This is a genomic window from Pedobacter sp. KBW06, from assembly GCF_003852525.1.
In the GTDB taxonomy this organism is placed as follows: domain Bacteria; phylum Bacteroidota; class Bacteroidia; order Sphingobacteriales; family Sphingobacteriaceae; genus Pedobacter.
The window spans coordinates 46,753-67,015 of sequence record NZ_QAJL01000001.1 but is presented as its reverse complement, the minus strand read 5'-3'; the positions used below and the strand labels follow the sequence as shown (position 1 = coordinate 67,015).

At 43.9% G+C, this 20,263-nt stretch carries 21 protein-coding genes; 17 read left to right on the top strand and 4 right to left on the bottom strand.

Annotation, left to right across the window (positions count from 1 at the left end; all coding sequences use genetic code 11):
• The first annotated feature begins 42 nt into the window (after window positions 1-42).
• Window positions 43-435, top strand: coding sequence for a DoxX family protein (locus DBR43_RS00315; protein WP_124576806.1), 393 nt, complete (start codon window positions 43-45; stop codon window positions 433-435).
• Window positions 436-469: 34 nt separating this feature from the next.
• Here the strand turns inward: DBR43_RS00315 and DBR43_RS00310 are convergent, their stop codons facing one another.
• The 4 genes from DBR43_RS00310 to metN form a co-directional block, all read right to left on the bottom strand.
• Window positions 470-1,357 carry an alkaline phosphatase gene (locus DBR43_RS00310; protein ID WP_124576804.1) on the bottom strand — a complete coding sequence of 296 codons (888 nt, stop codon included), beginning with the start codon at window positions 1,355-1,357 and terminating at the stop codon, window positions 470-472.
• Between the two features lie 396 nt (window positions 1,358-1,753).
• Complete coding sequence (metQ, locus tag DBR43_RS00305) at window positions 1,754-2,575, bottom strand: methionine ABC transporter substrate-binding lipoprotein MetQ (protein ID WP_124576802.1); 822 nt, start codon at window positions 2,573-2,575, stop codon at window positions 1,754-1,756.
• A gap of 97 nt (window positions 2,576-2,672) precedes the next feature.
• Window positions 2,673-3,326, bottom strand: coding sequence for a methionine ABC transporter permease MetI (locus DBR43_RS00300; RefSeq protein WP_124576800.1), 654 nt, complete (start codon window positions 3,324-3,326; stop codon window positions 2,673-2,675).
• Window positions 3,319-4,350, bottom strand: coding sequence for a methionine ABC transporter ATP-binding protein MetN (metN, locus tag DBR43_RS00295; protein ID WP_124576798.1), 1,032 nt, complete (start codon window positions 4,348-4,350; stop codon window positions 3,319-3,321). Before metN ends, DBR43_RS00300 begins: the two co-directional genes overlap by 8 nt.
• Before the next feature lie 141 nt (window positions 4,351-4,491).
• Between metN and DBR43_RS00290 the strand changes: the two genes are divergently transcribed.
• The 16 genes from DBR43_RS00290 (at window position 4,492) to DBR43_RS00215 (ending at window position 20,162) form a co-directional block, all read left to right on the top strand.
• Window positions 4,492-5,055: a GNAT family N-acetyltransferase gene (locus DBR43_RS00290; RefSeq protein ID WP_124576796.1), complete on the top strand. Its 564-nt coding sequence runs from the start codon at window positions 4,492-4,494 to the stop codon at window positions 5,053-5,055.
• Window positions 5,048-5,545: an SRPBCC family protein gene (locus DBR43_RS00285; protein ID WP_124576794.1), complete on the top strand. Its 498-nt coding sequence runs from the start codon at window positions 5,048-5,050 to the stop codon at window positions 5,543-5,545. Before DBR43_RS00290 ends, DBR43_RS00285 begins: the two co-directional genes overlap by 8 nt.
• A gap of 70 nt (window positions 5,546-5,615) precedes the next feature.
• Window positions 5,616-6,095, top strand: coding sequence for an RNA polymerase sigma factor (locus DBR43_RS00280; protein WP_124576792.1), 480 nt, complete (start codon window positions 5,616-5,618; stop codon window positions 6,093-6,095).
• A gap of 1 nt (window position 6,096) precedes the next feature.
• Window positions 6,097-6,699, top strand: a complete 603-nt coding sequence (locus DBR43_RS00275) for a hypothetical protein (protein WP_124576790.1) — start codon at window positions 6,097-6,099, stop codon at window positions 6,697-6,699.
• 160 nt (window positions 6,700-6,859) lie between these two features.
• Window positions 6,860-8,113 carry a murein hydrolase activator EnvC family protein gene (locus DBR43_RS00270; RefSeq protein ID WP_124576788.1) on the top strand — a complete coding sequence of 418 codons (1,254 nt, stop codon included), beginning with the start codon at window positions 6,860-6,862 and terminating at the stop codon, window positions 8,111-8,113.
• Window positions 8,114-8,400: 287 nt separating this feature from the next.
• Complete coding sequence (locus DBR43_RS00265; RefSeq protein ID WP_124576786.1) at window positions 8,401-10,968, top strand: DUF5686 and carboxypeptidase-like regulatory domain-containing protein; 2,568 nt, start codon at window positions 8,401-8,403, stop codon at window positions 10,966-10,968.
• 227 nt (window positions 10,969-11,195) lie between these two features.
• Window positions 11,196-11,876, top strand: coding sequence for a hypothetical protein (locus DBR43_RS00260; RefSeq protein WP_124576784.1), 681 nt, complete (start codon window positions 11,196-11,198; stop codon window positions 11,874-11,876).
• A 7-nt stretch (window positions 11,877-11,883) separates the two neighbouring features.
• Window positions 11,884-12,594, top strand: a complete 711-nt coding sequence (locus DBR43_RS00255; RefSeq protein WP_124576782.1) for a hypothetical protein — start codon at window positions 11,884-11,886, stop codon at window positions 12,592-12,594.
• A 168-nt stretch (window positions 12,595-12,762) separates the two neighbouring features.
• On the top strand, window positions 12,763-13,374 hold the full coding sequence (locus tag DBR43_RS00250) for a TetR/AcrR family transcriptional regulator (RefSeq protein ID WP_233602790.1): 612 nt from the start codon (window positions 12,763-12,765) through the stop codon (window positions 13,372-13,374).
• Between the two features lie 55 nt (window positions 13,375-13,429).
• Entirely contained in the window at window positions 13,430-14,692 is a 1,263-nt protein-coding gene (locus DBR43_RS00245; RefSeq protein WP_124576780.1) for a TolC family protein, read from the top strand.
• Window positions 14,693-14,711: 19 nt separating this feature from the next.
• Entirely contained in the window at window positions 14,712-15,602 is an 891-nt protein-coding gene (locus tag DBR43_RS00240; protein ID WP_124576778.1) for an HlyD family secretion protein, read from the top strand.
• An 8-nt stretch (window positions 15,603-15,610) separates the two neighbouring features.
• On the top strand, window positions 15,611-16,531 hold the full coding sequence (locus DBR43_RS00235; protein WP_124576776.1) for an ABC transporter ATP-binding protein: 921 nt from the start codon (window positions 15,611-15,613) through the stop codon (window positions 16,529-16,531).
• A 5-nt stretch (window positions 16,532-16,536) separates the two neighbouring features.
• Window positions 16,537-17,277 carry an ABC transporter ATP-binding protein gene (locus DBR43_RS00230; protein ID WP_124576774.1) on the top strand — a complete coding sequence of 247 codons (741 nt, stop codon included), beginning with the start codon at window positions 16,537-16,539 and terminating at the stop codon, window positions 17,275-17,277.
• Between the two features lie 12 nt (window positions 17,278-17,289).
• Window positions 17,290-18,396: an ABC transporter permease gene (locus DBR43_RS00225; RefSeq protein WP_124576773.1), complete on the top strand. Its 1,107-nt coding sequence runs from the start codon at window positions 17,290-17,292 to the stop codon at window positions 18,394-18,396.
• Window positions 18,393-19,511: an ABC transporter permease gene (locus tag DBR43_RS00220; RefSeq protein ID WP_124576770.1), complete on the top strand. Its 1,119-nt coding sequence runs from the start codon at window positions 18,393-18,395 to the stop codon at window positions 19,509-19,511. The genes DBR43_RS00225 and DBR43_RS00220 overlap by 4 nt, the downstream gene beginning before the upstream one ends.
• 78 nt (window positions 19,512-19,589) lie before the next feature.
• A complete protein-coding gene (locus tag DBR43_RS00215; RefSeq protein ID WP_124576768.1) occupies window positions 19,590-20,162 on the top strand; it encodes a DUF4833 domain-containing protein in 573 nt (190 codons plus the stop codon).
• The last annotated feature ends 101 nt before the right edge of the window (window positions 20,163-20,263 follow it).

The window sequence follows — 20,263 nt, the reverse complement described above, 5'->3', positions numbered from 1 at the left end:
CTCCAATTTTGTGGTATCAAATTTATTCAAAAAGAGAGAAAAATGAATCCTGCCACTTTTTTATTATTGAGATTGGGCGTTGCCGCGAGCATGTTTGGGCATGGCCTCGTAAGACTGCCTAAGCTTGCTGCCTTTAGCCAATGGATGCTGGGGAGCTTCGAAAAATCAATGTTGCCTAAAGCATTGGTGCTTCCCTTTAGTTATGCCTTGCCCATTGCTGAATTTACAGTCGGATTGTTATTATTGGCTGGCTTATTTACAAAGTCTGCCTTGCTTGCCGGAGGATGGATCATGCTGATCCTGATCTTTGGAACGGCAATGGCAGAAAACTGGGAGGCGATTCCATCACAGCTGATCCACCTCGCTTTTTTTGCGCTGCTGATTCAGTTTATTCCTGATAACAGCTGGTCTTTGGATCGGTATATCCGGAAATGACAAAAGGAGCAAATTTGCTCCTTTTGTTAAAATTTTATTTGCTGAAACTATCTGCGACAGCCTTTCCGCGCCAGCTCTGCGGTGTTTTTAGTCCGAGGATCCAGGCGATGGTTGCTGCAGTATCATAAGTAATGATGACATCTTTGATCCGGTGATTTTTCTTAATACCAGGTCCATTGATCACCCATGGGATCTGCACCTCATCCAGTGATTTGCCTCCATGGCCTTTTCCTGTGCCACCATGATCGGCAGATACAATGATGATCGTTTCTTTTTCTATTCCTGCATCTTTTACGGCCTGTACAATTTTTCCAATCCTGGCATCCACCTTTTTCAATTGCTCATAATAGGCAGGGGTCCGGTGGCCAATCTCATGACCGGTATGGTCTGGTTCATCCAGATGCAGGAAAGTGAAGTATGGTTTGTCTCTTTTAATGATGGTGGCAGCGGTATCTGCACAAAAGTCGTCTTTATCGTTTCCGGGAACTACAATACTGATGGCATCCTTCTCTACCAGGGGGCCAATTCCAGGCCAGCTGTAAATGACTGCGGTTTTGGCATTTGGCTTCTGGTCTCTGATCACGCTGAAAATAGAAGGGAACAATCCGTATTTTGTGGTGGTGGCAGAAGGGATTTCCGGAGTTTTACTTCCCCATTCGGTATAACCATGCTCGGTTGGTCCGGCACCCATCAGCATGGAAGCCCAGTTTACGGCACTTGAAGAGGGGAGGACAGACCTTGCTTCCAGACTGGATGCGCCGGTTTCCATCAGTTTTTTCAGGTTTGGCATTTTAGCCTCAGGAACGGCATAGGCCCCGAAACCATCACAGCCAATCAGTACGATGTGTTTAACATTCTTTACCTGTGCCTGTAAACTCAGGCTGATGCAAAGCAGGCAAAGCGCAATCATTGATTTTTTCATTTGTGTTGTTATTTGTGGTTTATACTTGATTTTTATTCATTTTCAGGGAGTACAGGGCCTTTTATATAGACCTCAAATCTAAACGTTGCGGCCTCGTCTCTTTGAAATGTTAAATATATATGTTTTAATGTTTAGTTTAGTTAAACATTTGGTTTATTTTCAGCATTGTTACAAGGAGAAAATGAGCTGTTTTTTGCGGATTGGAATTGCTTTTAAAGAGGTAATCGTGGTGATTTTGCAGCCGGATCAGCCATGCTTTGAGGGGGATTGGGGGGATTGAGGGGGACCCGATAAATTTCGGGCTGTAGTGAGGATTATTCTTTCAAAGAAAAAGGCGTTGACCATATGATCAACGCCTTTTTCTTTGGAGTGTTTTGCGCTTACCGGCTTTTGTGTTTACCAGCCTTTGATTGCTCCGCCTTTAAAGGCTTTCAATGCTGCGGCTTCTACTTCTGCCGATTGATAGGCTTTTACAAATTTCAATACTTTTTCTTCGGTCTTGTTGTCTTCTCTGGCAACAATTGAATTTACATATGGAGAGTCTTTGTCTTCTACGAACAGGCCGTCTTTTTCAGGACTCAGCCCGACAGGAGCGGCAAAGGTATTGTTGATCACAGCGATGGTTACATTCTGATCATCCAATGCCCTTGGCAATTGTGGTGCTTCCAGTTCCAGGATTTTAAGTTTTTTAGGGTTGTCGGTAATGTCGGCAACAGTAGGCAACAGGCCAACGCCCTCTTTAAGTTTTAAAAGGCCGAATTTCTGCAGCAGCAGCAATGATCTTCCGCCATTGGTGGCATCATTGGGAATGATGATGGTGCTTCCGTCTTTAAGTTCAGTCAGCGATTTGATTTTTTTAGAATATCCTGCAAGCGGATAAACAAAAGTATTTCCGACGATGGCAAATTTATAGCCGCGTTGTTTGGTCTGAACATCCAGATAAGGCTTGTTTTGAAAAACGTTTGCATCAATATCTTTCTGATGAAGGGCTTCATTTGGCATTACATAGTCGTTGAACTGTACAAGCTCCACTTCGAGTCCGTATTTTTCTTTTGCTACTTTTTTTGCGGCCTCGGCAAGGTCATATTCCGGTCCTGATTCTACACCCACTTTAATGTGGTTAGGGTCATTCTTTTTTGCTCCGCCGCCACAGCTGAATAACAATGCTGAACTGCTAAGAAGGGCTAATGTGGCGAGGAATTTGATTTTTGTATTCATGTGATTCATATATTTGAGGTGATGCGTATCTGTGAATTTGAGGTGATGCGTATCTGTGAATTTGAGGTGATGCTTGTCTGCGTATTTGAGCTGATGCTTATCTGTGGTCTACTTTTTTAGCGATGAAATCTCCGAGAAACTGGATTAAAAAAACCAGCATGATCAACAGGATCAGGACGGTATTCATCACAAATACATCATAGCCTACATATCCATATTGGTAACCAATCTGGCCCAGTCCGCCGGCACCTACTGCACCGCCCATTGCCGAATAACCGACCAGGGTGATCAAGGTGACTGATGCGCTGTTGATGATGGAAGGCAGCGCTTCCGGTAACAATACCTTATAGACAATCTGGAAAGGCGTTGCGCCCATCGCCCTTGCGGCTTCTACCAGTCCGCCGGGAACCTCGATCAGGCTGTTTTCTATTAAACGGGCGATGAAAGGCGCTGCACCGATACTTAAAGGTACGATTGCGGCCTCCACACCAATAGAGGTGCCCACCAATGCCCTGGTGAAAGGGATCATCCAGACGATCAGGATGATAAAGGGGATGGAACGAAAGATGTTCACGATCACCGAAATGGTGTTGTTTAATGTTCGGTGCTCCAAAACCTGGCCTTTTCTGGTCAGGTAAAGCAATACCCCGGTTGGCAATCCTATTAAGAAACCGAAAAAACCGGAAACAAAGGTCATGACGATGGTTTCCCAGGCTCCTTTGGCAAGGAGTAAAATCATTGAATCAGACATAACCTAAGACTTCTACTTTAATATTTTTGTTTTTATAAAATTCAATAGCCCGAAGACTGTTTTCCTGTGTTCCAAACACTTCAATGAGCATGACCCCAAATTTAACACCACCGGCGTAGTCCATTCTTGCACTGATCACATTGCTGTCGATCTGAAAGAGCCTAGCTACTTCCGACAATACAGGGTCATCTACAGACTGACCTGTAAATTCCAGCTTCAGGAGCGGGCGTTTATCTACTGCAGGTGCGGCAACGAGGCGTTCTTTATAATCAACCGGGATTTCCAGGTTTAAAGAGGAAGCGATAAACTCCTTTGCCAGGGCCGTTTTGGGATGTGAAAATATTTCGCTCACTGCACCCTGTTCAATCAGCTGACCTTCACTAATGACGGCAACCTCATCACAAATGTCTTTTACTACATCCATTTCATGGGTAATCAGTAAAATGGTGATGTTTAGTCTTTTATTGATGTCTTTTAATAAGGCAAGGATCGATTTTGTCGTAGCAGGATCCAATGCACTTGTGGCTTCGTCACAAAGCAGCACTTTAGGATTGCTGGCCAGGGTTCTGGCAATGGCCACACGTTGTTTCTGGCCGCCTGAAAGGTTGACCGGATAATCGTGGTGTTTTTCGTCCAGACCAACTAAAGAGAGTAAATCTGAAACCCTTTTCTGGATTTCCTGTTTTGGTGTATGGTCCAGTTCCAGGGAAAAGGCTACGTTTTCAAAAACAGTTCTGGAAGAGAGCAGGTTAAAATGCTGGAAGATCATTCCGATGTGTCTTCTTGCTTTTGCCAGTTCTTTTGAGGAAAGGTTTATCAGGTTTTGTCCGTCTACGATCACCTCCCCGGAGGTTGGTTTTTCGAGCAGGTTTACACAGCGGATCAGTGTGCTTTTTCCTGCTCCGGAAGCTCCGATAACACCGAAAATCTTGCCTTCAGGTACAGTTAGGGATACATCCGATAGGGCAGTGATCGCTTTTGTTTTCTGATAAAACTTCTTCGTTATATTTCTTAATTCAATCATTGCCCGGAAGTTTTTTTTACAAAGATAGCGTTTCAGGGCATTGAAACGCTATTAATTCTATCGCACAAGTATAGAATAAAATCCCTGGATAATGAAATGAAAGAAAACTTCTATATTGGGGACCCTAATTGAATAAAAAAAATGCAGCAGGATATCCTAAAATTTCACTTCGACAAGCTCCCGGTTCTGGAATCAGAAAGACTTTTATTGCGCGAACAAACGCTGGGCGATGCAGCGGCCTTGTTTAAAATAAGAAGCAATGATGCCGTAATGAAATACATCCCACGGCCAAAACCGAAATCTATAGCGGATATTGAGGCCCTGATCAATGAAATCAATGAGAATTTTCTGAAACATGAGAGCCTGGGCTGGGTCATCACTTTAAAAGAAAACCCGGAACGCTATGTTGGTCATATCGGGTATTGGAAAATTGATGCGGCTAATTTCAGGGCAGAGGTGGGTTATTTGCTGGATCCGGAATTCTGGGGACAGGGAATTATCGTCGAAGCGCTGTCTTTGGTGACTGATTTTGGGTTCAATGCCGTTGGTTTGCATTCCATCTGTGCCGTGATCGATCCTGAAAATCAGGCTTCTGCACGTGCGCTGCTCAAAAGTGGATATGTCAAAGAAGCCCATTTTAAACAGGATTTTTATTACAATGGCCAGTTCCAGGACACCGAAATCTATTGCAAAGTAAATGCCTGAAATCCGGTTAGAAACGTATATCAATGCAGATATTAATCTTGTGTTCGACTTGTCAAGGAGTATTGACCTGCACCAGATCTCTACCGCAGATACAGAAGAAAAAGTAGTAGGAGGACGGTTTTCCGGATTAATCCTGCTGGGAGAACAGGTGACCTGGCAGGCACGTCATTTTGGCCTGGTTCAAAGGCTAACCTCCCAGATAACCGCACTCCATGCACCCGATTTCTTTGTGGACGAAATGCAGAAAGGTGCATTTAAATCATTTAAACACGAACACATCTTTAGATTTAATGGGCAACAGACGGTCATGACAGATGTCTTTACCTACGTCTCGCCATGCTGGATTTTTGGAAGAATAGCGGATTATTTGTTTCTCAAAGCATACATGAAACGGTTGTTATTCAAAAGAAATCAGGTGATCAAAGCATATGCTGAAAATGGCGCGGGAGCTGAATTGCTGGGCCATAATTCTCAAAAAAGCGCAACCTGACTAAATTTTTTCATTTTCTGTAATCCTTTCCGGTCTTCCATGACTAATGGGCAAATGTTAATGTGATCGTATGATGCAGCAAAAAGAATTTTTAAAAAATGTAACGGATAACCGGGGGATCATTTATAAGATCATCAATTTGTATGTTGATGAGGAGGAAGACCGAAAGGATTTGTACCAGGAGATTGTTTATCAGGCCTGGAAATCCTTCGGAAATTTCAAAGCGGAATCCCTTTTCTCTACCTGGCTTTATAAAATCAGTCTGAATGTTTCGATTACCTATTTGTCGAAACACCATAAAAGGACAAAGCTCAAAAATGAATTTCCGGAAGCGCCTCCTGTGGTCCATAAGGAGCTGTCGGAACGTGCCGAAGTAATGTATCGTGCCATCAGAACTTTAAATGAAACAGATCGGGGAATCATTATGCTGCATTTGGAAGGATATGATAATGCAGAAATCAGTGAGATTGCGGGAATCTCCAAATCAAATACAGGAGTAAAGCTCCACAGGATCAAACAACAATTAATTCAAATTTTAACTCAGAAATAAGATGGACTTGCTAAACGAATGGAATAACATGAACAAAGAAGTGATTGCCAATTCAGAAACAGAGTTGGCAGGGGATGCTCAGTTTGTTAAAGCCGAGTCGACAGATGTGCTTTCTTTGATTAAAAAACACATGCGGGCTAAATTAATGTGGGGTAGGGTGCTTTCTGTACCACCGCTAATTGGAAGTATTTTCGCCGAAGCTCCCTTAAAGTATTGGTTGCTGGCCTTCTTTCTGGTTTATGAATTACTTAGGTTTTTGATGCTGAGACAATTGAAAGGGATCAATTATGAAGGAAATTATACAGCACCTGTTAAAAGTGTTTTGGAAGAACAGTTGGATATTATTAAAAAGACACTGAGAATTGAACGGATATGGGGGTATTTTGTAGTTCCGATGGCGGGGCCTGTGGGTTATGTCATTGGATCACTTATCAGGGGGAAGTCTTTTGCTGTCGTTTTGGAATCTCTGATGTCTTCCTATACACTTCCGGTATTGTTGCTCTTGGGAATCCCTTTGATTTACCTTGCAGAAAAAATGAATAAGTATGCTTTTGGGAAACACATCGATAAACTGAATGCCCGTCTTAAAGAAATTGAAGCTTAAGCTTCAATTTCTTTAAGACATTTAAGAGATGGAATTCTGTGATATTTTAGATTCATTTGCTTCACAATTTGCATTTAAGCCTTGTTTTCAATAGTTTTAGAATCGCAATAATAATTTAACGGCCCAAAAGGACGATTTTATTCAGATACTTATTTAGATAATGAAGCTTCAAAAACTATTCTTAGTCATCATATTTACCTCATTTACAAGCCTTGTTTTTGCACAAACCAGTGCAGAGCTGAAAAGGAATAAAGAAGCGATACAGCGGGAAATTGAATTGCTGCAGAAGAATCTGAATGAGACTTCCAGCAGTAAAAGACTAACGATGGGCCAGATCCGCACGGTAAATGCGAAAATCAGGCTGATGCAGAATAAGATTTCTATCATCAATTCTGAAGTGAAAAATCTGGACAATCAGATTCATGAAAACAGCAATGAGGTACGTTCCCTGAAAGGACAGCTGGGACAGCTTAAAAAAGAATATGCCGGGATGATCCGCTTTGCGCAGCGAAACAGGAACTCCTATGATAAAATGATGTTTGTGTTCGCTTCTGAAGGCTTCAATCAGGCCTATAAAAGAATTAAATACCTGCAGCAATTTGGCCAGTACCGGAAGAAACAAGCGGATTATCTTCAGGGTACGCAAAAGAATATCGAATATAAAATCGGGGTACTGGATAAGAACTTAAAAGCAAAGAGCAGTTTGCTGTCCGAACAGGAGCAGGAAAAGGTAAAGCTGAGTAAAAACAAAACTGAGCAGTCGGTGATGTTGAACCAGATCAGCAAGCAGGAAAAGCAATTCAAGCAAGACCTTGCGGCGAGGAAAAGAAAACAGGCTGATATTGACCGTGCCATCAGGAACGCCATTCAGAAAGAGATTGAACTGGCCAGGAAAAAGGCGGAAGAGGAAGAGCGTCTTGCTGCCCAGAAAGCCGTTGCAGAAGGCCGCCCTGTGCCTGTAGCCAAAGAAAAAAGCAACAGCAGTTACCTGACTGCTTCCCCTGAAGCGGCGAAGCTTTCTGCAGGTTTTGAAAACAACAGAGGGCGCCTGCCATGGCCTGTTGGTCAGTATTCTATTCTGGAGCGTTTCGGATCACATACCGAGGGCCGCGCCACTTACAACAACGATGGGATCAATATCCTGACCGAAAATGGTGCTTCAGTGAAAGCGGTATTTGAGGGGAAAGTCCTGTTTGTCCGTGAACTGTATGGTACTTACATCGTTGCCATTCAGCATGGGGAATACTTTACGATCTATCAAAACCTGAAAAGCGTAACGGTAGCCAAGGGCGATAAGGTCGAAACGAAACAAAGTTTAGGTGTGGTTGCTTCGAAAGAGGACGGACCTGTACTGCATTTCGAAATTATGCGTGGTCAGAACAAACTCAACCCAGAGGCCTGGATCGCGAAATAACCCCGATATTTCTTAGAATTTTCATTTAGATGTCATAACATCTAACAATGACCTTCATACTGACCAAAAGAGTATAGGAAGTCAGATGTTAGCTTTATCTTTGAACACGCTTTACAACTTAATCTGTTCAGTATTAACTAAGTTAACCGAAATCGTGTACATATCATATCAGCAGTCAGTAATAGTTCCCGCTATTACCCTAACCCGCAACAACCCTTCTCTTAAAGTGGGAAGGACTGCACTCGTTTGTGGATCTTCTCATGTATTGGGGCAATAAGGATTCGTTTATGAGACAGCACTTTAATCAAACCATCATCAGCCTGGTACTGTTCTTCAGCCTGGCCGCTGCGAGCGCTGTTCGTGCGCAGCAAACCAGGATCAGCGGTACGGTGACCGATGCCAGTACCAAAGAAACCCTGCCTTATGTTTCCTATTCGATTACCGGAAGTACCCTTGGGGGAAGGACCGATGCGGATGGGAAATTCAACATCAGCCTCAACGGAGATTACACGACCTTGAAATTCAGCTATGTGGGATATAAGCCGGTCAGTAAAGTCATAAAGCCCGGGACGGCCCAGGTACTGAACGTACAATTGCAGCCGGAAGCCATGCTCATGAATGAAGTGGTGATTACGGCCGGAAAAAAGCCCCGTTACAGGAATAAAGAAAACCCGGCGGTAGAGCTGATCAGGAAAGTGATTGCCAATAAGGCAAAAAACAGAATGGAGCATTACGACTTTGTGGAATATCAGAAATACGAACGGATGATGTTCTCTTTGAGCAATCTTTCTGATAAGTTTAGAAACAAACGCATGTTCCGTAATTACCAGTTTCTGTTTCAGGAGCAGGATTCCACAAAAATAGGGGGAAAGAATGTGCTTCCCGTGTTTCAGCAGGAAAAGCTGAGCAATAACTATTTCAAAAAGAACCCTGAGAAGACAAAAACCATCGTTATTGCAGATAAAAGGGTAAACTTTGATGAACGCTTTATTGACAATCAGGGTTTAAGTACTTATTTCGACCGGATGTATCAGGATATAGATATCTATGATAACAATATATCTGTGGTGAGTAACCAGTTGCTCAGCCCTATTTCAGACGGCGCTCCAGGCTTTTATAAGTTTTTCATTACCGATACCATTAAAAACCATAATCCGCAACTGGTAGAGCTTGCTTTTACGCCAAGAAACAACAGTGATCTGCTGTTTGAAGGAAAGCTTTACATTACATTGGACGGAAATTACGCTGTTCAGAATGCTTTTCTAACCGTGAATAAGAACATTAACCTGAATTTTGTCCGCGCATTGGAGGCTAAGCTGGATTTTGAGAAAAGTCCTGATGACCGTTATCATTTGAGTAAAAGCAACCTGATTGTAGATTTTGGCCTGAGTAAGAAGGCCGGAAGTGGCTTTACGGGAGAAAGAACGGTGACCTTTAAAGATTATAAGATCAATAACCCGAGGCCGGATACCACCTACAGAGGGGCAGGACAGCTGGTTGTTGTTCCCGATGCAGATAAAAGGTCGGAGCAGTTCTGGGCAAATAACCGTCCTGAGCCCCTGAGTTCAGGGAATATGAAAGTATACGGCAACCTCGATACCCTTCAGTCTATTCCTTCCTTTAAAAGGACCATGGATGTCGTGACCTTATTCTTTGCGGGTTATAAAGATTTTGGTCCCTTTGAAATGGGGCCTGTCAATACCTTTTACAGTTTCAATGGGGTAGAAGGCTTTCGCCTTCGCCTGGGAGGAAGGACAACGCCTTCATTAAGCAAGCGTTATTATTTTGAAACCTATGCTGCTTATGGCTTTAAGGACGATAAATGGAAGTATTTCTTAAGCGGAACCTATTCTCTGAACAACAAATCAATCTACGCTTTCCCGCAAAACTACCTCAGGGCAAGTTTTCAGAGGGATACCAAGATTCCGGGCCAGGAATTGCAGTTTGTACAGGAAGATAATTTCCTGCTTTCCTTCAAAAGGGGAGAGAACAACATGATGCTTTATAATGATTTCTACAGACTGGATTATGTACATGAGTTTGAAAATCATTTCTCTTATACCCTGGGACTGAGGAAATGGCAGCAGACGCCCGCAGGGTCCTTGTATTTCAGTAATTTTGCCGACAATGGCATCATTGGCCGGACCAACCAGATCAGCACCTCTGAGGTTAGCTTAAGCCTTCGCTATGCCCCGCATGAGAAGTTTTATCAGGGTAAAATCTACAGAACGCCAATTATAGACCGGTTTCCCATTTTCAATTTCCGTTATACTGCAGGGATAAAAGGCGTATTGGGCGGAGAATACAATTACCATAACTTTATGGGGAGTGTTGACAAACGTTTTTATCTCTCGCAACTGGGTTATACTGATGTGACGCTGGAAGGTGCCTATATCGCCGGAAAGGTTCCTTTTCCGCTGCTGGCGATCCACAGAGCAAATCAAACCTATGCCTATCAGCTGAATTCTTATAACCTGATGAATTTCCTGGAATTTGTGAGTGACCATTACGCCAGTCTCAATATCGATCAAAACTTTAACGGTTTCTTCTTTAATAAAATTCCTTTGCTTAAGAAGCTGAAATTGAGAGAAGTTGCCTCTTTTAAAGTGCTTTATGGTGGCCTTCGTGATGAAAATAACCCGGCATTGAACAGCGGTTCCATGCAGTTTGTGCGCAATGAATATGGGGTGCCGATTACCGGTTCCCTGAATAGAGATCCATATATGGAAGGCAGTGTTGGGGTAGGAAACATCTTTAAAGTGCTTCGCGTAGATGCAGTGAAAAGGCTCAGTTACCTGAATAACCCCGGAATATCGAGCTGGGGAATCCGGGCAAGGGTTAAATTTGATTTTTAAGCGAAGGAGAGGTACTGTTTCCTTCCTGATGAAGGATAGGAAACGAAATAAAAAGCTGGTGATTGATCACCAGCTTTTTTTGTTTAGCGCTATTGATGCTTAAATGCATGCGATTTAATCTTCAATATTTATCATCATGATTTATAGTGCTGTTTTCTGGAGTGTTTATTTGATTTGTAATTAAATTTTATGGTAAGTTTGCGACTTATTTGAAAATTTTATATAAAATGAAACTAAATTTTACACTCTTAATCCTGATCCTGGCTGTTGCTACTTCCTGTAAGAAGACTTCAAATGTTGACCTTACGCTTTCTACAAGTGGAAAGCTGACCTATAAAATGCTGGATGATGCCGGTAAAGGGCTGCCAAATGTAAAAGTATCCCTATTTGACTATGTTAATGATTTTGGAACCAGTACGATTCTGTTGGATACACGTTTTACGGACCAGAATGGTCTGGTAGATTTCGGAGACCTTAACCCGAAAACTTATCTGGTTGTTCCTGATTCTCCGATGGTAAACAACGTAAAATACGTCCCTAAGGAGTTTATTCAGGTTGTTACCGGAAAAACAAAAGATAAAGTGCTGAAGGTTTCAGAATATTCCGGAACCTATAATTTTACCGTTAAGAATTCCAATAACAGTAATTTCCCGGCAAAAAATATCGGGATACTTATGATTCCCTCAAACAGGTTCAGTTATGGTTCTTCAGCAAGCCCTTATCTTAATGTAGCTGATTTTAAAGGGACTAGTAATGACCTGGGCCAGGTTTCTTTTAAAGTTCCTTCTAACAAGTTGTATACTGTTTTCTTGTACAATACCATTACAAATAACAGTCTGGGGACGATGAATAACTATATGATAGAGAAAAATGCGACCGTTAATATGCCTTTGTATGTGTATTATTAGTCAACTGATGATGAAATATAAGCTGATCATCCTGATGGTCTTTGCTACTGTGGTCATCTCTTGTAAAAAGGCCACAAATGTGAGGCTGGTTGAGGGGGAAAGCTCAGGAAAAATGAGCTATAGGCTGGTGGATGATTCCGGTGCCGGTTTGCCTGGTATCCGGGTTGGTGTTTACAGAATCCGCTCTCATTCTGGTGGTACTTACTTTGATCCCTCCTCACTCTTGGATACCGTGAGGACTGATAAGGACGGAATCGCCCTTTTCTCGATGTTAAATCCTGCCAACTACCTGGTGGTTCCTGATTCCCCTAAGCTGAACAATGTGGCCTATAATATCCGCGAATATGTACAGGTGGTTGCCGGTAAAGAGAAGAAAAAAGTAACTAAAGTATCAGACTTTTCCGGAGCAATCAACGTGACGCTGAGGTCCAGTCTTGATTATGTTACCCCTATACGGAGCATGGGTATCGCTGTGATTCCTTATAATTCGCTGGTTTACAGACCTGATAATTTGAAAGAACTGTTGGATGGCGCCACCATAAGGGGTGTTACAAACAATGAAGGGTTCGTGTCGATAAAGGTTCCGGCAGACATCAGCTACAGGTTGCTGATCTATGGATTGTATAACAGAACAATCATCTATGGATCTGATGAATATCGGGTTCAAAAGGATGGGCTGGCTTATTCCTCGCTCTATATGAATCCCATCAATCAATAAAATTCAATTGGATTTGTTTCTTTAAAAAGGCCATTAGAACTAATCTAATGGCCTTTTTTTTAATGTATATCTGGTAAATGTCTTAGTTTTTAATCATTTGATTAAATCAAATAAATAATTGCATATCTTTGTATCAGGATATCAAGCGGAAATCAACATATGGCAAAAATGGAAAAGCTGGAAACAGCAGATAGCTCTACAGAAGAGAAGATTAAAGAAGCAGCGGCAAAAGTGTTTACACAGAAAGGATTTGCGGCTACAAGGACCAGAGACATTGCAGAGGAAGCCGGAATTAACCTGGCCTTACTCAACTATTATTTCAGGAGTAAAGAGAAGCTGTTTGATCTGGTGATGATGGAAAGCCTTCAGAAATTCCTGTTGGGAGTGAGGGACATTCTGAACGATGTGAACAGTTCATTGACAGAAAAAATAAGCCAGCTGGCGAGTCATTATATAGAGCTGTTGAAAGTCAATACTGACCTTCCCTTATTTATACTAAGTGAGATCAGGGCGAACCCCGGTAGGCTGGAAGCGAACATGGGAGCGAAGGAGATTTTGTTGCAATCCAACTTCTACAAACAACTCGAAGCGACCACTAAAAAGAAGGTGGATCCGGTACATTTTTTAATGAATATTTTCGGGCTCACGGTCTTCCCTTTTGTGGCAAGCCCACTCTTGAGGATCATTGGAGAGAAGAGCAAAACGGAATTTGATGCGCTGATGGATGAGCGTAAAAAGATGATCCCGATCTGGGTGGATGCGATGCTGAAAAGCATCTAAAATTTTTTGAACTAACGTTAATCAAATGATTAAAACAAATTAATAAATTAAGATTATGAAACATGTATTCAGTGCTTTATGTCTATTTATATTGTGTAATGGTGCAGGTGCTCAGGAGCCGGCTTCTCTTTCTGTCGAAGAGAGCTATAGTTTAGCCAGAGCGCATTATCCTTTGTTAAAACAGCTGGAGCTGATCGCCAAAACGGAAGCCTGGTCTGTTGGAAATGCAGCTAAAGGGTACCTCCCCCAGCTAAACATCAGCGGGCAGGCAACGTACCAGTCGGAGGTCACCACGATCCCGATTCATATCCCCGGAATGAACATCCCTCAGTTGAGTAAAGATCAGTATAAACTGTATGGGGAAGCCACGCAGCTGCTCTTTGATGGTGGCATGATCAGACAACAGCAGGAGTCCCTGAAATCGGGTTCCGGAATAGAGGCTCAGAAGGTAGAAGTGGAGCTGTACAAGCTGAAGGAAAGGGTCAACCAGCTGTTCTTCGGGATCCTGGTCCTGAAGGAACAGCTGCAGCAGAATGAACTCTTGAAAAAAGACATCCAGCTGGGCATCAGCAAAACGGCTGCGGCCATTCAAAATGGGGTCGCTTTAAAGAGCAGTCTGGACATCCTGCAGGCGGAGTTGCTCAAAGTAAAACAGCGCAGTACCGAGCTGAAGTTTACGCTGAAAGGATATGCAGACATGCTTGGGTTGTTCATTGGCAGGGACCTCAACGAACGAACAGATTTTATCAAGCCTAAGCCTGTGCTGAAAGCCCTGACGATCCTGCGGCCCGAGTTGCAGCTCTACGATTTACAACGCGGGAACATGGATGTTCAGGAAAGGATCATCCGGGCTAAAAACTTGCCCAGGTTCAGCTTATTCTTTCAGGGCGGCCTCGGCAGACCGGCGCTGAATATGCTGAATAATAACCTGGAGCCCTTTGCTATAGGTGGACTTAGGTTAAGCTGGTCTTTATCTGGTTTCTATACCAGGAAAGGGGAGAAAGCGATCCTCGAACTCAACCGTAAAAACATAGATCTGCAAAAAGAAACCTTTCTTTTGAATACAAACTTTAGCCTGAAACAGCAGGACGCAGAGCTCGGTAAACTGGGAGAACTCCTGTCTGCCGACGATGAAATTATTGAACTGAGGACAAGGACAAAGCGCACATTTTATGCACAGCTCAGCAATGGGGTGATCAACAGCAACGACTACCTCAGGGAAGTCAATGCCGAAGATCAGGCCAGGCAAAACAAGATCCTTCATGAGGTTCAACTGCTCCTTGCCCAATACAGTCAGCAAACAACTACAGGGAATTAAAATTTCTAAAAAGACAGTCATGAAAACATTTTTATTAGTAGCTGCAGGTACCCTTCTATTGGCTTCCTGTAATGGAAAAAAGACCATTTCCGACGCATCAGGAACATTCGAAGGACTGGAAACGATCGTTTCCGCCGAAGCTGCAGGCCGGATTAACCGCCTGAGTTTAGAAGAAGGCCAGCTGTTGAAAGCAGGGGATACGGTTGGGCATATCGACAGTGTCCAGCTTTACCTGAAGAAAAAGCAATTGCAGGCACAGATCCATGCGGTATTGGGAAGAAAACCCGACATTCCCGCGCAGCTGGCCGCCTACCGGGAGCAGTTAAAACAGGCATTGCATGAGCAGGGAAGGCTGAGTAACCTGGTAAAAGCCGATGCAGCTACCCCAAAACAACTCGACGATGCGAATGCGCAGGTGGCCATCCTCAGGAAACAAATTGCCGCACAGGAATCCAGTCTGGACATTGCCTCCAGCGGTCTGAATAAAGAGGCCTTGCCACTCAGCGCCCAGATCGAGCAATTGAACGATCAGCTCTCAAAAAGTAACCTGATTAACCAAGTGAACGGAACAGTGCTGGCCAAGTATGTGGAGGTTGGTGAAATGGCTGTCGCAGGTAAACCTTTGTATAAAATCGCCGACCTTTCCACGATAATTTTACGCGCTTATTTTACCGCTAACCAATTGTCGTCGATAAAATTAGGACAAAGAGTTAAAGTGTTGGTTGATGCCAGCGACGGTCAGTACAAAACCTATGAAGGCGTCATAGAATGGATCAGTGCCAAAGCCGAATTTACCCCTAAAACCATCCAGACCAAAGAGGAGCGGGCGAACCTGGTTTATGCCGCTAAGATTAAGCTGAAAAACGACGGTTATCTGAAAATAGGGATGTATGCGGAGGTCAGTTTATAAGCGGGGTTATGGAAAATTTATATGCCATTGAGCTCCGTAACATCACTAAAACCTACGGCAGGGAAAAACAGGTAGCGGTAGATGCGGTTTCCTTTCATGTGAACAAAGGGGAGCTGTTCGGACTGATCGGGCCTGACGGGGCGGGTAAGACCAGTATTTTCAGAATCCTGACGACCCTGCTGCTTGCAGAGCAGGGCGAGGCCTGGGTGGAAGGCCTGGAGGTCAAAAAGGACTACCGGGAGATCCGGAAAATTGTAGGTTATATGCCCGGGAAATTCTCGCTCTATCCGGACCTTACCGTAGCAGAGAACCTGGACTTTTTTGCCACGGTTTTCGATACCACGGTAGCCGAAAATTATGAGCTGATTAAAGAGATCTATGTCCAGATCGAGCCTTTCAAAACGCGCAGGGCAGGAAAGCTTTCGGGAGGAATGAAGCAAAAGCTGGCCTTGTGCTGTGCATTGATCCATAAACCAAGGGTCTTGTTTTTAGATGAACCTACCACAGGGGTAGATCCGGTATCCAGAAAGGAGTTCTGGGAGATGCTCAAAAAGCTAAAGATGCAAGGGATTAGCATCATCGTATCCACGCCATACATGGACGAAGCCTCGCTCTGCGACCGGATTGCACTCATTCAGCATGGCAGGATCCTGTCTGTTGATACGCCTGAAAACATGACTGGCAACTATCCCGGCCAGCTGTACGCCGTCAAAGCAGATCAGATGTACCTGCTCCTGAAATCGCTCCGGAAATATCCTGAGGTGTTAGACTGCTATGCTTTTGGAGCACATGCGCATGTTTCTTTCAAAAACGCGTTTGAGGCTGCCCCACTGAAGGCTTACCTGAGGGGGGAAGGCTTGTCGGAGATCGAAATGAAACCCATACCGGCCAGTATCGAGGATTATTTTATCAAACTATTGAAAACCTAAATGACATGAAGGAAATCGTCATCAAAACAGACCGGCTCAGCAAGCGCTTCGGCGACTTCACTGCGGTGAATGAAATCAGCTTTGAGGTGCAAAAAGGCGAGATATTTGGCTTTCTGGGCGCAAATGGTGCGGGTAAAACAACCGCAATGCGGATGCTCTGCGGGCTTTCCGTTCCTTCTTCCGGAAAGGCCGAGGTTGCAGGATTTGAGGTCTACCGGCAAAGTGAAGAGATCAAAAGAAACATTGGCTATATGAGTCAGAAGTTTTCTTTGTATGAAGACCTGACGGTGCTGGAAAACATCAGCTTCTTTGCGGGTATTTACGGATTGAGCAACAGGGAGATCAGCGAAAAAACTAAAGCTTTGGTTGAGCAGCTGGGTTTGGAAAAAGAAGCGAAAAAACTGGTGGCCGGACTACCCCTGGGATGGAAGCAAAAGCTTTCTTTTTCCGTTGCGGTATTGCATCAGCCAAAGATTGTATTTCTGGATGAACCTACCGGAGGGGTAGATCCTGTGACGCGAAGACAGTTCTGGGACCTGATCTATGAAGCTTCAGAAAAGGGGATCACCGTTTTTGTGACGACACATTACATGGATGAAGCGGAATATTGCGACCGGGTCTCCATCATGGTCGACGGAAAGATTGCTGCACTGGATAGCCCTTCAAATCTCAAAACCCAGTTTAAGGCAGGCAGCATGGATGAAGTTTTTTACCAACTGGCGAGAGGAGCCAAACGAGGCGATTAAAACCCGGAAATCATGAAACAGTTTGTGAATTTTGTAAAGAAGGAGTTTTTCCATGTGATGAGGGACAGGAAAACGCTGCTCATTTTATTCGGAATGCCGGTGGCGCAGATCCTGATCTTTGGTTTCGCGCTGACCAATGAGGTGAAGAATTCCAGACTCATCGTTTTTGACCAGGCAAAAGATCCTGCCTCACAGGAACTCATCACTAAGATCGAAGCGAGCAGGTATTTTGAGGTGGAAAGGTCTGTGGCAGACCAGCAGCAAATGGAAGCCGTTTTCAGACAGGGAAAAATCAAAATGGCCCTTGTCTTTCCGGCGGGCTTCAATGCCTCACTTCTCCATGAGCATAAAGCACAGGTTCAGGTCATCGCGGATGCTTCTGATCCCAATACGGCAAATATGCTGACCAATTACCTCTCTGCAATTGTTCTGGACTACCAGAGTACGCTGAGCAAAGACCTGGTTGTTCCGTACCGGATTGTGCCGGAGGTCAGGATGCTGTACAATCCACAGCTCAAAGGGGCACCTAATTTTGTTCCCGGGGTAATGGCGCTGGTCCTGATGCTGGTCTGCGTAATGATGACGGCCATCTCTATCGTGAAAGAAAAAGAGACAGGAACCATGGAAGTCCTGCTCGTTTCGCCTTTTAAGCCGATTCTGGTGATCATTTCCAAAGCAGTGCCTTATCTGATCCTTTCTGTAGTGAATGTTGCCTCCATTCTTTTGCTGAGCGTCTTTGTGCTTGAGCTCCCGGTAAACGGCAGTGTCCTGCTGCTGTTCGGGGAAAGCATCCTGTTTATCATTACCTGCCTCAGTGTAGGGATTTTCATTTCCGTGAAAACCGACTCACAGCAGGTGGCAATGCTGATTTCTCTGATGGGGATGTTGTTGCCTACCGTGCTGTTTAGCGGTTTTATGTTTCCAATTGAGAATATGCCTTATCCCTTACAACTGTTTTCGAACATCGTTCCGGCGAAATGGTTTTACCTCATCGTCAAATCAATCATGATCAAAGGACTGGGCTTCGGGGCCATCTGGAAGGAAACCCTCATCCTGACCGGCATTACAGTTGTTTTGCTGGGGATCAGTTTAAAAAGTTTTAAAATCCGCCTGTCATGAGAACAATCCGATTCCTGCTTCAAAAAGAATTCAGACAGATTTTCCGCAACCGGGCCATTTTGCTCCTGATCGGGGTGATGCCGGTAATGCAATTGCTGATCCTTCCCCTGGCGGCAAATTATGAAGTGAAGAACATCAACCTGTCTGTGGTGGATCATGACCGCTCCGCTTATGCTCAAAAATTGATTACCAAGGTCACTGCCTCCGGATATTTTAAGCTCAGAGGCTATAGCGCTTCGTTTAAGGAAGAATTAAGGAAGATTGAGTCTGATGAGTCAGATTTAATTTTGGAGATCCCACAGGGCTTTGAACGCAATCTGATCCGGGAAGACCAGCAGCAGTTATTTATCGCGGTAAATGCCATCAACGGAGTGAAGGCAAATCTGGGTGGGGCCTACCTGACGAGTATCATCCGGAACTTTAATGAGGAAATCCGCATCGAACTGCTTCCTCCGGGACGCTTCAATCCCGCGCCGGTCATAGAAATTACCGCCTCCAACTGGTATAATCCGCTGATGGAATACCGGTTTTATATGGTTCCGGGAATTCTGGCCATTCTGGTGACGATGATTGGCGGTTTTCTGTCTGCTTTGAATATTGTGAAAGAGAAAGAATTTGGCACCATCGAACAAATCAATGTGACACCGATAAAAAAGCACCATTTTATCCTTGGAAAACTCATTCCTTTCTGGGTCCTCGGAAATGTGGTCTTTAGTCTGGGACTCCTGGTGGCATGGCTGATCTATGGCATCATTCCGGTAGGGAGCCTGTTGGTGTTGTATTGTTTTTTATCCGTTTACCTGCTGGCGATTCTGGGTTTCGGACTGCTCATCTCTACTTTCTGCGACACGCAGCAGCAGGCGATGTTCATCATGTTCTTTTTCATGATGGTCTTTATTTTGATGGGCGGTTTGTTCACTTCGATAGACAGTATGCCGGATTGGGCGAAGCTGGTGTCCCGGTTTAATCCCGTCAGTTACCTGATTGAGGTGATGAGAATGGTGATTTTGAAGGGGAGTGGCTGGAAGGAGATATGGCCTCAGTTTGGAATCATCGCTTTATTTGCAGTGTTCCTGAATACCTATGCCATCATCAATTACAAAAAGACGAGCTAGCCTGTTTTTTTGACAATCAACTGGATAAGTTAATTTTCGAAATATCTAGCTTTGCATGATATTTTAATAATCGCTTTTATGAAACATTTTAAAGTAATCGGCAGACTGGTGGTGATGTTGATGCTATTCGGTGCCTACTCTTCTGCTGTTGCTCAGACTGCTGATAAGGGTGATCCTTCTCCCTTGAAATTTCCCACACCTAAAGGAATAAAGAACCAGTTGTTTTACCTGCAAAGGGATCCCAATACCAATACCATCATTTGCGAACTGAACGTAGACGCAAGCGGAGAAGTGAACAGGAAAGAACCGATTCTCGTTTACTGGCTGCGTTACAGTGAAAAAGGAGAGAAGAAAGACCTGAACTATATTCAAAGAAAATTTGCTTACGGAATTCAGGCCAAAGAAATTGGTAAAGACCAGTTTGAACTTCGCTTTGTTTCCCATAAAAAGATTCCGATGTACCTGATGGAATCAAAAGATGACCATAAGTTTCATGTGTATGTAACGGTAAATAACAAGAAAATCGAACTGGATAAGATCTTTTTAAGGATTGAAGGTGGTTCATTCTGGTTGCCAAACGTAAAATATGTGGAGCTGACCGGAACAAATACCGCCAACAATACCCAGATCGTAGAAAGAATTAAAGTCTAAACTGCCGGCGGGATTTTCTACCGATATTTTTATTCCTTTTACCGACGCTAACCGGCCATATGGCCCCTCAGGGATTGTGCTGTTGCGAGATCCATGGTAGT

Excerpts from the sequence above, each read along its gene's own strand:
- DBR43_RS00240 (WP_124576778.1), top strand. The coding sequence starts at position 14,712 with ATGAAAACATTTTTATTAGTAGCTGCAGGTACCCTTCTATTGGCTTCC.
- DBR43_RS00290 (WP_124576796.1), top strand. The coding sequence starts at position 4,492 with ATGCAGCAGGATATCCTAAAATTTCACTTCGACAAGCTCCCGGTTCTG.
- DBR43_RS00280 (WP_124576792.1), top strand. The coding sequence starts at position 5,616 with ATGATGCAGCAAAAAGAATTTTTAAAAAATGTAACGGATAACCGGGGG.
- DBR43_RS00315 (WP_124576806.1), top strand. The coding sequence starts at position 43 with ATGAATCCTGCCACTTTTTTATTATTGAGATTGGGCGTTGCCGCGAGC.
- DBR43_RS00225 (WP_124576773.1), top strand. The coding sequence starts at position 17,290 with ATGAAACAGTTTGTGAATTTTGTAAAGAAGGAGTTTTTCCATGTGATG.
- DBR43_RS00310 (WP_124576804.1), bottom strand. The coding sequence starts at position 1,357 with ATGAAAAAATCAATGATTGCGCTTTGCCTGCTTTGCATCAGCCTGAGT.
- DBR43_RS00215 (WP_124576768.1), top strand. The coding sequence starts at position 19,590 with ATGAAACATTTTAAAGTAATCGGCAGACTGGTGGTGATGTTGATGCTA.
- DBR43_RS00285 (WP_124576794.1), top strand. The coding sequence starts at position 5,048 with ATGCCTGAAATCCGGTTAGAAACGTATATCAATGCAGATATTAATCTT.
- DBR43_RS00270 (WP_124576788.1), top strand. The coding sequence starts at position 6,860 with ATGAAGCTTCAAAAACTATTCTTAGTCATCATATTTACCTCATTTACA.
- DBR43_RS00255 (WP_124576782.1), top strand. The coding sequence starts at position 11,884 with ATGATGAAATATAAGCTGATCATCCTGATGGTCTTTGCTACTGTGGTC.
- DBR43_RS00260 (WP_124576784.1), top strand. The coding sequence starts at position 11,196 with ATGAAACTAAATTTTACACTCTTAATCCTGATCCTGGCTGTTGCTACT.
- DBR43_RS00265 (WP_124576786.1), top strand. The coding sequence starts at position 8,401 with ATGAGACAGCACTTTAATCAAACCATCATCAGCCTGGTACTGTTCTTC.
- DBR43_RS00250 (WP_233602790.1), top strand. The coding sequence starts at position 12,763 with ATGGAAAAGCTGGAAACAGCAGATAGCTCTACAGAAGAGAAGATTAAA.
- metQ (WP_124576802.1), bottom strand. The coding sequence starts at position 2,575 with ATGAATACAAAAATCAAATTCCTCGCCACATTAGCCCTTCTTAGCAGT.
- DBR43_RS00230 (WP_124576774.1), top strand. The coding sequence starts at position 16,537 with ATGAAGGAAATCGTCATCAAAACAGACCGGCTCAGCAAGCGCTTCGGC.
- DBR43_RS00300 (WP_124576800.1), bottom strand. The coding sequence starts at position 3,326 with ATGTCTGATTCAATGATTTTACTCCTTGCCAAAGGAGCCTGGGAAACC.
- DBR43_RS00245 (WP_124576780.1), top strand. The coding sequence starts at position 13,430 with ATGAAACATGTATTCAGTGCTTTATGTCTATTTATATTGTGTAATGGT.
- metN (WP_124576798.1), bottom strand. The coding sequence starts at position 4,350 with ATGATTGAATTAAGAAATATAACGAAGAAGTTTTATCAGAAAACAAAA.
- DBR43_RS00220 (WP_124576770.1), top strand. The coding sequence starts at position 18,393 with ATGAGAACAATCCGATTCCTGCTTCAAAAAGAATTCAGACAGATTTTC.
- DBR43_RS00235 (WP_124576776.1), top strand. The coding sequence starts at position 15,611 with ATGGAAAATTTATATGCCATTGAGCTCCGTAACATCACTAAAACCTAC.
- DBR43_RS00275 (WP_124576790.1), top strand. The coding sequence starts at position 6,097 with ATGGACTTGCTAAACGAATGGAATAACATGAACAAAGAAGTGATTGCC.